The 12,838-nt window shown below is 71.8% G+C and carries 8 protein-coding genes; 1 reads left to right on the forward strand and 7 read right to left on the reverse strand.

The window, feature by feature from the left end; genetic code table 11:
* The first annotated feature begins 92 nt into the window (after window positions 1-92).
* Complete coding sequence (locus OHB04_RS12525) at window positions 93-1,316, forward strand: PucR family transcriptional regulator (RefSeq protein ID WP_326807459.1); 1,224 nt, start codon at window positions 93-95, stop codon at window positions 1,314-1,316.
* Here OHB04_RS12525 and OHB04_RS12530 read toward each other — a convergent pair.
* The 7 genes from OHB04_RS12530 to OHB04_RS12560 form a co-directional block, all read right to left on the reverse strand.
* Window positions 1,297-2,502: a DUF1266 domain-containing protein gene (locus OHB04_RS12530; protein ID WP_326687758.1), complete on the reverse strand. Its 1,206-nt coding sequence runs from the start codon at window positions 2,500-2,502 to the stop codon at window positions 1,297-1,299. The genes OHB04_RS12525 and OHB04_RS12530 overlap by 20 nt on opposite strands.
* A gap of 109 nt (window positions 2,503-2,611) precedes the next feature.
* A complete protein-coding gene (gene serA / locus OHB04_RS12535; protein WP_326687759.1) occupies window positions 2,612-4,201 on the reverse strand; it encodes a phosphoglycerate dehydrogenase in 1,590 nt (529 codons plus the stop codon).
* A 367-nt stretch (window positions 4,202-4,568) separates the two neighbouring features.
* A complete protein-coding gene (gene ilvC / locus OHB04_RS12540) occupies window positions 4,569-5,567 on the reverse strand; it encodes a ketol-acid reductoisomerase (protein WP_326687760.1) in 999 nt (332 codons plus the stop codon).
* A 78-nt stretch (window positions 5,568-5,645) separates the two neighbouring features.
* Window positions 5,646-6,173 (reverse strand): acetolactate synthase small subunit, encoded by a 528-nt coding sequence (gene ilvN, locus OHB04_RS12545; RefSeq protein ID WP_326687761.1) that lies wholly within the window; start codon window positions 6,171-6,173, stop codon window positions 5,646-5,648.
* A 23-nt stretch (window positions 6,174-6,196) separates the two neighbouring features.
* Entirely contained in the window at window positions 6,197-8,065 is a 1,869-nt protein-coding gene (locus OHB04_RS12550) for an acetolactate synthase large subunit (RefSeq protein ID WP_326687762.1), read from the reverse strand.
* Window positions 8,066-8,303: 238 nt separating this feature from the next.
* The gene (locus OHB04_RS12555; RefSeq protein WP_326687763.1) at window positions 8,304-11,507 is read right to left on the reverse strand and encodes a putative bifunctional diguanylate cyclase/phosphodiesterase; all 3,204 of its coding nucleotides are present in this window, start codon (window positions 11,505-11,507) and stop codon (window positions 8,304-8,306) included.
* Window positions 11,508-11,837: 330 nt separating this feature from the next.
* A complete protein-coding gene (locus OHB04_RS12560) occupies window positions 11,838-12,815 on the reverse strand; it encodes a 2-hydroxyacid dehydrogenase (protein WP_326687764.1) in 978 nt (325 codons plus the stop codon).
* Between the last annotated feature and the right edge of the window lie 23 nt (window positions 12,816-12,838).

Below are 12,838 nucleotides of genomic sequence, written 5' to 3' on the forward strand. Positions count from 1 at the left end.
CGCGGCTGGGCTCCCGGGGATCCTGGGGGCTCCCGGCCGGAGGCCCGGGGACCGGCGGGTAGGGAACGAGTGACGACGGAGGCCCGGGCGGTATGAGCGAGGACTACCAGGCGCTGATCGACGAGGTCTCCCAGCTGGTGGGCACGCCCGCCACGCTGGAGGGCCGCGACTTCGCGCTGATCGCCTTCGGCGCCCACGGGGGCGGGGGCGAGGAGGGCGAGGCCGACGGCCCGGCGCTGGATTCGGTGCGCACCCGCACCATCCTCCAGCGCCGCTCGACGCCCGCCGTGCGCGCCTTCTTCGAGAGCTTCGGCATCACCAGGGCCACGGGCCCCGTCCGCGTCCCTCCCCCGGCCTCCGGCGGGGAGGTGCCCCCGGACCCGGCGACCGGGGTGGTGCACGGCCGCATCTGCCTGCCGGTGCGCGAGCGGGGCGTGGTCTACGGCTACATCTGGCTGCTGGACGACGGGGCCCTGGAGCTGACCGACCCCCGGCTGGCCGCCGCGATGGCGGTCGCCGACCGTGCGGGCGCGCTGCTGGCGGCCCAGACCCGCGACGAGGCCCGCACCGGGGAACTGCTGCGCACCGCGCTCGCCCCGGCGGGCGGCGGCGCGCGGGACGAGGCGCTGGCCGGGCTGCGCACCGCGCTGGGCTCCGCCGCCACGGGGCCGCTGGCGCTGGTCGCCGTCGCGCCCTGGCCCGAGGACGAGTCCCCCGGCCCCGGGCGCGGTCCGGTGCCCGCCGCCATCCCCCGGCTCGCGGCGCAGTGCGCGAGGGACGGCGCGCTGGCGGTGCTCGTACGGCTGCGCGGCCCGCACGGTCTGGAGCCCGCGCGCACGGCGGCCGAGCGGCTGCTGCGCTCCCCGGTCTCCACCGCCGGTACGGGCGCGGAGGCGCGGGGTCCGGCCGCCGGGCTGAGCGCGCCGCGCACCGGGGTCGACGAGCTGCCCGAGGCGTGGGCCGAGGCCCTCGCGGCGGCGCGCGCCGCACGGGCCGAGTCACTGCCCGGCGCCCTCGCCGCGTGGGACGCCATCGGCCCCTACCGCATGCTGACGCGCCTTCGGGGCCCGCTCGACGATGTTCCCGACCCCGCCGTACGGGAACTGCTGCGGCCCGCCCACAGCGAACTGGCCCGCACCGCCGAGGTGTTCCTCGACTGCGCGGGCCAGGCGGGCCGCACGGCCGCCGCCCTCGGCATCCACCGCCAGACCCTCTACTACCGCCTCTCCCGGGTGGAGCGCCTCACCGGCCTCGACCTCGACGAGGGTGAGGACCGGCTGCTCCTCCACATGGCCCTCAAGGCAGCCCGGCTGTGAACGGCAGGGTGTGCCAGGGGCTCTCCGGATCCTCGGTGAGGATGCGGTGCGCGACGAGGGCGGACTCGTACCACTCGCCGAATGCCTCCTCGTCGAAGCGCAGTGCGCGGCCGAGTATGTAGCCCGCAGACAGCTCCGCCCAGGATCCGTAGGCACTGCCGCACAGCTCCCCCGCGCGCAGCACGGCCTCTTCGGCCTGACTGGTGGTGGCCAGCCGGGCGCCGCGGCCCCAACGGGCCACGTTGACGGCCCGGCCGTAGTCGTAGGCGAGCGCGGAGCGGACCCGGCCGTCGGGCGGCAGCACTCCGTCGGCACGGAAGCGCGCCTCGTAGCGGAGGATCGTCCCGGTGAGCGAGGTGACCATGCCGGCGAGCGCCTGCTGGTCCGCGTCCTCGTTCAGCTCCAGCAGACGGCCGAGCGCGACCTCGCGCCACCGGCCGGCGGTGACGGGCTCGTCGGGGCGGTGCTCGGTCAGGGCCTCGCGTATCCCGAGCAGGAACTCCGGTTCGGGAGGGCTGTTGCTGCCTTCGAGGAGGAAGTCCAGCTGCTCGCGCCAGGTTTCATGGTCGGTGATCTCCCACAGCGCACTCAGGGTGGCGGTGTCGCCTTCGTAGCTGGTACAGACATCGCCCACGTCGTTCCAGAACACCGCGTTCTGCACGGCGAGATGGGCGCCGCAGGCCAGACCGTGCGCGAGAGGGCCCGTCAGGATGCCGGTCCGCAGGGTGAGCAGCGCGTCCGTCTCGCGCCGGGGCCCGGCCCGCCGGGCCTGCCGGTGCCAGCGCCGGGCCAGCGCGCGGTTGCCGGGAAAGTACGCCTCGGTGGGGGTGCCGGGGTTCACGAGCAGCCCCACGTGGTCCGCATCCGACAGCTTCCAGCGCTTCCAGAGCCGCTCGGCGTCCGTCAGGTGCACGGCGACCAGATGCCTGTGGGGTTCGCGCAGCAGCACACCGCGGGTGTGGACATGCAGGCACGGACGGCCGTCCCGGGTACGTATCCGGGGCTGGACAGTGCCGCCGTCCACCCGGTCCTTGTACACGTAGATGAACAGTTCGGTGCGTTGCAGTACCGCCAGATAGGCGTCCCAGTCGGCCCTTGACCGGGCTTCCAGCAGCGCGTCCTCGATGTCGGTCGGCGTGCTCCAGTCGGCCTCGCGCCGGGTCTGTTCCGTTCCCCGTGTTCCCATGGGCCAGCACCCTAGCCAGCGGCAGGAGGCCGGGACGACAGAGGGACCGCACGAAGTTCTCCGCGCGGTCCCGTTCCGTCGGCCGGCCCCTGGTTTCCGGGGCCCGGCGTCAGTCCGTGAGGTTGACGCCCTGGGCGCGGGTGGCGCCGATCTCTCCGGCGATCTCCGCGAGCACCGGGGCGTCGATCGTGCCGTCGACGGTCAGCGCGACGAGGGCCTCGCCGCCCTCCTCCGCGCGGGAGACCTGCATCCCGGCGATGTTGATGCCCGCCTCGCCCAGGATGCGGCCGACGGTGCCGACGACGCCGGGGCGGTCGCTGTAGCGCAGGAAGGCCATGTGGTCGGCGACCGCGAGGTCCACGCCGTGGTCGTTGATGGCCACGATCTTCTGGAGGTGCTTGGGGCCCGCCAGGGTGCCCGAGGCGGAGATCTCCTCGCCGTTGGACAGGGTGCCGCGCACGGTGACCACGTTGCGGTGCTCGGGCGACTCGCTGGAGGTGGTCAGCCGCACCTCGACGCCGCGCTCCTGCGCGAACAGCGGTGCGTTGACGTAGGAGACCGTCTCGTCCACCACGTCCTCGAACACGCCCTTGAGCGCGGACAGCTCCAGCACCTTGACGTCGTGCTGGGTGACCTCGCCGTACACCTCGACGTCCAGCCGGACGGCGACCTCGCCCGCGAGCGCGGTGAAGATCCGGCCGAGCTTCTCGGCCAGCGGCAGCGCCGGGCGCACGTCCTCGGCGATCACGCCACCCTGGACGTTGACCGCGTCCGGGACCAGCTCGCCGGCCAGCGCCAGCCGTACCGACTTGGCGACGGCGATGCCCGCCTTCTCCTGCGCCTCACCCGTCGAAGCGCCCAGGTGCGGCGTGGCCACGACCTGGTCGAAGGCGAACAGCGGGGAGTCGGTGCACGGCTCCGAGGCGTACACGTCCAGGCCGGCGCCCGCGACCCGGCCCTCCTTGACCGCCTCGGCCAGCGCCTCCTCGTCGACGATGCCGCCGCGCGCCGCGTTGACGATCCGCACGTCCGGCTTGACCTTGCGCAGCGCCTCGTCACCGATGAGCCCGAGGGTCTCGGGGGTCTTGGGGAGGTGGACGGTGATGAAGTCGGAGACCTCCAGCAGCTCGTCCAGCGAAAGCAGCTTCACACCCATCTGCGCGGCCCGCGCGGGCTGCACGAACGGGTCGTAGGCGACGACCTTCATACCGAAGGCGGACATGCGCTGGGCGACCAGCACGCCGATGCGGCCGAGGCCGACGACGCCGAGGGTCTTCTCGCTCAGCTCCACACCGGTGTATTTGCTGCGCTTCCACTCGCCGTTCTTGAGCGCGGCGTTGGCCTGCGGGATGTTGCGCGCCGTCGCGATCAGCAGGCCACAGGCCAGCTCGGCGGCGGTGACGATGTTGGAGGTCGGCGCGTTGACGACCATCACACCCGCCTTGGTGGCGGCGGGGACATCGACGTTGTCCAGGCCCACGCCCGCCCGGGCGACGACCTTCAGCTTGCCCGCAGCCGCGACGGCCTCGGCGTCGATCTTGGTGGCGGAGCGGACGAGGACGGCATCGACATCGGCGAGAGCGGGGAGAAGTTCGGCCCGGTCGGCGCCGTTGCACTGCCGGATCTCGAAATCCGGACCGAGTGCGTCGACGGTGGCGGGCGACAGCTCTTCGGCGATGAGTACTACGGGCTTGCTCACGTGGTCTCCAGTCCTGGCGGATCGTCCCCGCGCCACGATGGCGGGGCAGGTGGTCGGCCGAGTCCCTTCGGCTGACCGCGATGAAGTGCGCGGAGGGTCATCCCCGCGGAGCGCAGGGGCAGACGCACGACGCTGTGAGCCTGGTTGCTACGCAGTCTAGCCGCGGGTGGAAGAGGGCACGGGGGATGTCGCCGGTTGCCCCACCGGCGTGGGCGATCGTTCCGCAAGGGGCGGAACGGGTGGGCACGCCGGAGCCCGCAGGCGCCCACGCTCCGCACCCGGCGAACCACGGGCGGCGCCCGGTTGGGGCCGTACACCGTCGTCGCCGGGTGCGGGTCAGCTCGTGCCCACCCTCCGGCCCGGAGGGCTACTTCTCTTCGTCGACCCAGCTCATGAGGCCGCGCAGCTTCTTGCCCGTGGTCTCCAGGAGGTGGTCCTGGTCGGCCTTCTTGTACTCGTTGTACTTGGGCAGACCCGCGTTGTACTCGGCCATCCAGTTGTTGGCGAAGGTGCCGTCCTGGATCTCGGTCAGCAGCTTCTTCATCTCGACCTTGGTCTGGTCGTTGATCACCCGCGGGCCGCTGACGTAGTCGCCCCACTCGGCGGTCTCGGAGATCGACCAGCGCATCTTCTCCAGGCCGCCCTCGTACATGAGGTCCACGATCAGCTTCAGCTCGTGGAGGCACTCGAAGTACGCGATCTCCGGCTGGTAGCCGGCCTCGGTCAGGGTCTCGAAGCCCGCCTTGACCAGCGCCGCGGTGCCACCGCAGAGCACGGCCTGCTCGCCGAACAGGTCGGTCTCGGTCTCCTCGGTGAAGGTGGTCTTGATCACACCGGCCCGGGTGCCGCCGATGCCCTTGGCGTAGGACAGGGCGAGCGCCAGCCCGTTGCCGCTCGGGTCCTGCTCGACGGCCACGATGCACGGGACGCCGCGGCCTTCCTCGTACTGCCGGCGGACCAGGTGGCCCGGGCCCTTGGGGGCGACCATGCACACGTCGACCGTGGCCGGGGGCTTGATGAAGTCGTAGCGGATGTTCAGCCCGTGCCCGAAGAAGAGCGCGTCGCCGTCCTTCAGGTTCGGGGCGATGGACTCCTCGTAGATCTTGGCCTGGAGCGGGTCCGGGACCAGCACCATGATCACGCTGGCTTCCTTGACCGCCTCGGCCGGCGTGGTCACGCGCAGGCCCTGCTCCTCGGCCTTGGCGCGGGACTTGGAGCCCTCGTGCAGGCCGACCCGGACATCGACGCCCGAGTCACGCAGGGACAGCGCGTGGGCGTGGCCCTGGCTGCCGTATCCAAGAACCGCGACCTTGCGGCCCTGGATGATGGACAGATCGGCGTCGTCGTCGTAGAACAGCTCGGCCACTGGGAGTTTCTCCTTGTACTGATGGAATGGTGCTGCCCAACCTATGACGGCGGGGCGGGGCTGGTCAGGGGCGGACGGTCAAGCGGAACGCTCCAGCGCGCGCAGACTCCGGTCGGTGATGGAGCGGGCGCCGCGTCCTATGGCGATCGTGCCGGACTGCACCAGTTCCTTGATGCCGTACGGCTCCAGCATCTTCAACATCGCCTCCAGCTTGTCGCTGCTGCCGGTGGCCTCGATGGTGACGGCTTCCGGCGAGACATCGACGGTCTTGGCGCGGAAGAGCTGAACGATCTCCACGATCTGGGAGCGGGTGTCGTTGTCGGCGCGGACCTTCACCAGGACGAGTTCGCGCTGGACGGCGGACGCCGGCTCCAGTTCAACGATCTTGAGGACGTTGATCAGCTTGTTGAGCTGCTTGGTGACCTGCTCCAGCGGCAGGTCCTCGACGTTCACCACGATGGTGATCCGCGAGATGTCGGGGTGCTCGGTCACGCCGACGGCGAGCGAGTCGATGTTGAAGCCCCGGCGTGAGAAGAGGGCGGCGATCCTGGCGAGGATGCCGGGGGTGTTCTCGACCAGAACGGAGAGCGTGTGCTTGGTGGACATCTGTCGGTGCCTTCCGTTCCGGTTCAGTCGTCGCTGTCGCCGAAGTCGGGGCGCACGCCGCGCGCCGCCATGACCTCGTCGTTGGAGGTGCCTGCCGCGACCATAGGCCAGACCATGGCGTCCTCGTGGACGATGAAGTCGACGACGACGGGGCGGTCGTTGATGGAGTTGGCCTTCTCGATCACCGCGTCGAGCTGTGCCGGGTCCTCGCAGCGGATCCCGACGCAGCCCATGGCCTCGGCCAGCTTGACGAAGTCGGGGACGCGGGTGCCCCGGTTGGGCTCGCCCACCTCGCCGTTGTGCAGCACGGTGTTGGAGTAGCGCTGGTCGTAGAAGAGGGTCTGCCACTGGCGGACCATGCCCAGCGCGCCGTTGTTGATGATGGCGACCTTGATGGGCGCTCCGTTGAGAGCCGCGGTGACCAGCTCCTGGTTGGTCATCTGGAAGCAGCCGTCGCCGTCGATGGCCCACACGGTGCGCTCCGGCATGCCGACCTTGGCGCCGAGCGCGGCGGGAACGGCGTAGCCCATGGTGCCCAGGCCGCCGGAGTTGAGCCAGGTGGCCGGCTGCTCGTACTTCACGAAGTGCGCCGCCCACATCTGGTGCTGGCCGACGCCGGCGGCGAAGACGGTGCCTTCCGGGGCCAGCTCGCCGATGCGCTCGATGACCTGCTGCGGGGCGAGCGAGCCGTCCTCGGGCAGGTCGTAGCCCAGCGGGTAGGCGTCGCGCCAGCGGTTCAGCTGGGCCCACCAGTCGGCGTAGCGGTCGGTGGAGGCGGCGCCGGGCTCCGCCGCGGCCTCGGCCTGCAAGGCGACCACCAGGTCGGCCAGCACCTCGCGGGCGTCCCCGACGATCGGCACGTCGGCGACGCGGTTCTTGCCGATCTCGGCGGGGTCGATGTCGGCGTGGACGATCTTGGCGTACGGCGCGAAGGAGTCCAGCTTGCCGGTGACGCGGTCGTCGAAGCGGGCGCCCAGGGCGACGATCAGGTCGGCCTTCTGGAGCGCGGTGACGGCGGCGACGGTGCCGTGCATGCCGGGCATGCCCAGGTGCTGGGGGTGGCTGTCGGGGAAGGCGCCGATGCCCATGAGGGTGGTGGTCACCGGTGCGCCGGTCAGCTCGGCGAGCACCTTCAGCTCCGCGGTGGCGCCGGACTTCTGCACACCGCCGCCGACGTAGAGCACCGGGCGCCGGGCCTCGGCGATCAGCTTGGCGGCCTCGCGGATCTGCTTGCTGTGCGGCTTGGTGACCGGGCGGTAGCCGGGCAGGTCGGTGGTGGGCGGCCACTGGAAGGTGGTCTGGCCCTGGAGCGCGTCCTTGGCGATGTCGACGACGACCGGCCCTGGCCGTCCCGTGGAGGCGATGTGGAAGGCCTCCGCGATCGTCTTCGGGATGTCGTCGGGGTCCCTGACCAGGAAGTTGTGCTTGGTGACCGGCATGGAGATGCCGCAGATGTCGGCTTCCTGGAAGGCGTCCGTGCCGATGGCGCCGGAGGCCACCTGCCCGGTGATGGCGACCAGCGGCACCGAGTCCATGTGCGCGTCGGCGAGGGGGGTGACCAGGTTGGTGGCGCCGGGGCCCGAGGTGGCCATACAGACGCCGACCTTGCCGGTGGCCTGCGCGTAACCGGTGGCCGCGTGGCCCGCGCCCTGCTCGTGGCGGACCAGGACGTGACGGACCTTGGCGGAGTCCATCATCGGGTCGTAGGCGGGCAGGATGGCACCGCCGGGAAGACCGAATACCGTGTCGGCGCCGACTTCCTCAAGAGCACGGATGAGGGACTGGGCGCCCGTGATACGGGGGGCAGCCTGCGCCGGAACGGAGTGCTGCTGCTGTCCGCCGTTTCGGGCCCGCGGCTGCGGCTTGGGGGCCCCGGTGGCCTGCTCGGTCATCGGCTTATCTCTTCTCGAAGAGTGAGGTTGACGCTCTTTTTGGGCGGTTTTGGGGATGTTATGCCGGTGTGTACTCGGGTGCTGGTGCAACAAAAAACCCCTCGTGCCGTGAGGCAAGCGAGGGGAGCGCGCCGCTGTGGTCGCGGGGTGGTGGGAACCCCGGTCAGCTGACGCGCTTTCCAAGTACGAGAATTCGGGTGCGCATGGTCTTGACCCTCTCCCCGTCAAGCCCCGAGTGTCAAGTGGGTGGGACAGGCGTCTCAGCATTCGAGCGCAGCGGGGAATGGGTCACAGGGTCGGGCCCCGCGGTACCCCCCTGCCGTACCGGCAGCGCGCCCGCGACCGCCACGGCCCTGCCCCCGGGACGCGTCCCGGGATGGCCTCCCTGATGACTGCCGGGGTGCTCCTCGCCGTGCCCCGAGGCGCCACCGCTGCGGGTGGACTCGGGCACCGCGTAGACACCGCGTGCCAGCGCCCTGCGCAGCCTGTGCTCATCCAGCGGGCCTGCGAAGACGGCGCCCTGGCCGTGGGTGCAGCCCATCTCGCGCAGAAGCGTCGCCTGCTCGGGCAGGTCCACCCCCTCCGCGACGGTGGTCAGTCCCAGGTCCCCGGCGATCCTGAGCAGCCCGGCGGTGATCTTGCGCTGCCGGGAGGACTCCACGATGCCGTCGGTCAGCCCCCTGTCCAGCCGCAGGATGTCCACCGGCAGCCGGCGCAGCGCGGAGATCGAGGCACCCCCCGAGATCCCGCTGCCGAAGCCGTCCAGCGCGATGAGCACGCCCAGCCGCCGCAGCGCGGTCAGCCGCCGCTCCAGCTCGTCCAGCGGGATACGCGGGTCGCTGTCGGACAGCTCCAGGATCAGCGCCCCCGGTGCCCCGGGGAGTCCGGCGGACCCCGCGGGCACGCCCAGCGCGGCGCCGCCGGTGTGGCCCGGCGCCGCTGCCAGCCCGTGCCGGGCCAGCAGCGCGCCCACACTGCGCGGCTCCATCCCCGGCTCGGTCAGCCGCCGCGCGGGAAGCCGTACCGTCACCGGCGCTCCGTATCCGGCGCGCTGGCGTGCCGCGGCCTGCTGTACGGCCTCCTCCAGCAGCCAGCGGCTCACCTCGGCGGCGCGCTCGCCCCCGGCGCCCCGCGCCTCGCGCGCCGAGGCGCCCTCGGTGCGCAGGAACTCCGCCGGTGTGAACAAGATGCCCTGGGCCGAGCGCCAGCGGGCCTCCGCGGCCACGGCCGTGACCTTGCCGCTGGACAGCTCCACGATCGGCTGGTGCAGCAGCGCGAACTCGCCGTCGTGCAGCGCGCTGCGCAGCCGCGCGGCCAGCTCGGCACGCTTGACGACCTCGGCCTGCATCTGCGGCGCGTACAGCTCGACGCGCGCCTTGCCCGCCTGCTTGGCGCGGTACATGGCCAGGTCGGCGTTGCGCATCAGGGCACTCGGGGTGATCCCGGGCTCGGCGAAGGCGATACCGATGGAGGCGGCGACCCGCACCTCCGTGCCCTCGACCCGGTAGGGGTCGGAGAGGGTGAGCCTGAGCCGGTCGGCGATGTCGTGGATGCGCAGCTCGCGCTCGGCGTCGGGCGTCTGGCCCGGCTCCCCGTCGCCCCGGATGAGCACGGCGAACTCGTCGCCGCCCAGCCGGGCCGCCGTGTCCCCGGAGCGCACGGACTCGTGCAGCCGCCGGGCCGCCTGCACCAGCAGCTCGTCCCCGGCCTGGTGGCCGACGGTGTCGTTGACGGCCTTGAAGCCGTCCAGGTCGATGAAGAGCACCGCGGTGCCGCAGTCGCCACCACGCCGCCCGCCGATGGCCTGGCGCACGCGCTCGGTGAACAGCGCCCGGTTGGGCAGGTCGGTGAGCGCGTCGTGGGAGGCGTTGTGCTGCAACTGCGCCTGAAGCCGTACGCGTTCGGTCACATCGCGGCTGTTGAAGATGAGGCCGCCCTGGTAGCGGTTGACCGTCGATTCCACGTTCAGCCAGTGGCCGTCGCCGTGCCGGAAGCGGCACTCGATTCTCGTGCAGGACTCGTGCTCGGAGGAGGTGGCGAGGAAGCGGCGCAGCTCGTGCAGCACCTGGCCGAGGTCCTCCGGGTGCACCAGCGAGGACAGCTCGGAGCCGACGAGCTGGTCGGCCTCCCGGCCGTAGACCCCGGCGGCGGCGGGCGAGACATAGCGCAGTATTCCGGTGGAGGCGGCGATCATGATGACGTCGCTGGAGCCCTGCACCAGGGAGCGGAAGTGGTTCTCCTTCTGCGCCAGCTCCTGCGTGAGCGTGATGTTGTCCAGCAGCATGATGCCCTGGCGCAGCACGAGCGCGAGGACGACGGTGCAGCCGGTGAACAGCACGACGCGGTCGATCTCGCGGCCGTCCAGGGAGTTGTAGAGGATGCCCAGGGTGCACACGGCGGCGGCCAGGTACGGCGTCAGCGCCGTCAGCGAGCCCGCGATGGGGCGGCTGGGGTGGGTGGCGCGCGCCTCGGCCTCCCGCGCGGTGGCCAGCGGCTCCGGCTCGGCCTCGTGCTGCGCGTCCCGGGACTCGCGCCTGGCGACCCAGGGCGCGTAGGCGAGCAGCAGCGAGCCGGCGAACCAGCCGGCGTCCAGGATCTGCCCCGAGGCGTAGCGCTCACGCAGCATCGGCGAGGTGAACAGCGCGTCGCACAGCACGGTCAGCGCGAGGGCGCCGATGGCCGTGTTGATGGCGCTGCGGTGTGCCGAGGCCCGCCGGAAGTGCAGCACGAGCACCATGCTGACCAGCACGATGTCCAGCAGCGGGTAGGCGAGGTTGAGCGCCGCCCTGGCCACCGAGTCGCCCTGCCAGTAGGCGGTGTGGGCGAGCGCGAGGGACCAGGACAAGGTGAGCAGCGAGCCGCCGATCAGCCAGGCGTCGAGGCTGAGGCAGGCCCAGCCGGCACGGGTGACCGGGCGCTTGGCGAGCACCAGCAGGCCGACGATGGCCGGGGGTGCGAACAGCAGGAAGCAGAAGTCGGCCATCGAGGGCCGGGGTACCAGCTCCCCGAGCACCAGTTCGTACCAGCCCCACACGCCGTTGCCGAGCGCGGCCATCAGCGAGGAGATGCCGAACAGCACCCAGGCCGGGCGGCTGACGTCCCGCTGCCCGGACTCTCCCCTTTGACCCGCGCCCGCACGCAGGGTGCGCGCATACCACAGGCAGGAGCCGGCCGCGAGGAACGCGGCGGCGCTGAGCCCGAAGTCGCCCATGATCAGGGCGACGGTCCGCGAGCCCCAGCCGAGGGCCGAGCCGAGTGCGTAGGCGGCGCAGACGGCCGCGAGTGTCAACTGCGGTACGAGCCCCGCCCGTCCCGCGCCGTCGGAGCCCCCTCCGCGCGGCTCCGGCGTCGCGGTGCGGCTCCGACCGGTGCCCACAGGGCCCGCGGTGGCGGTGGTCGTCCAGTACCGGCCCCGCCTGGGGGCCGCTTCGTGGGTAGTCATCGCGCCACCCGTACGGACGGCGGCTTCTTGACGGTGCCGGGCCGCCCGGCCCTGCGGTCCGCCGCCGAACGCGGGGGCCGCGTACGGCTGTTGAGGTGTCGGCTTGCGCGGTCCCTGTGCCGCGCGCGGCAGTTCGTCCGTTGATCGTGCATTCGCCCGTCGCCCCCCTCGTGTCCGGGTTTCGCCCCCCGATCGGGACGATACACCAGGTTCGTCACTCAGGGACATAGTCCCAATACAGACGGTAACGACAAGAGGGGGCTCCGGTACAGGGTGCAGTCGTACGCCTCCGTAGCGTGGCTTCTGACGGCCCGGGAGGGTTTACGAGGGCTACGCCACGGCCACCGTGTTCTCCAGCTCCTCACCGGCCGCCCAGCGCCTCAGTTGCTCGCCGAGCAACCTCCTGGCACGGGGGTAGAAGGCGGAGGTGATCCCTCCGAGGTGCGGGGTGATCAGCACACCGGGCGCCCGCCACAGCGGATGATCCCGGGGCAGCGGTTCGGGATCCGTCACATCGAGCGCCGCGCGAAGCCGCCCCGGAACGCCGTCCTCCGCGCCGGGCGCGGATGCCGGAGTGCCGACCTCCGCCAGCAGCGCCTTGGTGTCCACCACTCCCCCGCGCGCGACGTTGACCAGCAGCGCTCCGTCCTTCATCCGGGCGAGGAAGTCCGCGTCGACGAGTCCGCGGGACTCCTCGGTGAGCGGGGTCGCGAGGATCACCACGTCGGCGAGCGGCAGCAGTTGACCGAGATCACTCAGGGGATGTACGGGGCCGAGCGGCGCCGCCCTCCCGGAGCGCGCGACGCGGTGCACGGCGGCCACCTCGAAGGGCAGCAGCCGCTTCTCCACGGCCTCCCCGATGGCGCCGTAGCCGACGATCAGCACGGTGCGGTCGGCGAGGGCCGGCATGAAGTCCGGCTGCCACTCTCCGCGATCCTGTGCGCGGACGGATTCCGGGAGGTGACGCAGGGATGCGAGGGTGAGCGCCAGGGCGAGTTCGGCGGTGCTCGCGTCGTGCACACCACGGGCGTTGCACACGCGTGTCCCGGCGGGGAGGCGCGGGATGGCGGGGAGGATGTGATCAATGCCCGCGGTGAGGGTCTGCACGACCCGCACCTGCGTCATCCGGGCGAGCGGCCGTACGGCGATCTCAGCACCCTTGTAATAGGGAACGACGTAGAAAGCACAGTCGGCCGGGTCCGCCGGGAAATCCTCCCCTCCGTCCCAGTAGCGGTACGTCAGGGAGTCCGGAAGCCCCTCGACGGAGTCGGGTGGAAGCGGAAGCCAGATCTCGGTCGCGGAAGCCATGGGGAGAGACTAGGCGGGGTTAC

Source organism: Streptomyces sp. NBC_01775 (assembly GCF_035917675.1).
In the GTDB taxonomy this organism is placed as follows: domain Bacteria; phylum Actinomycetota; class Actinomycetes; order Streptomycetales; family Streptomycetaceae; genus Streptomyces.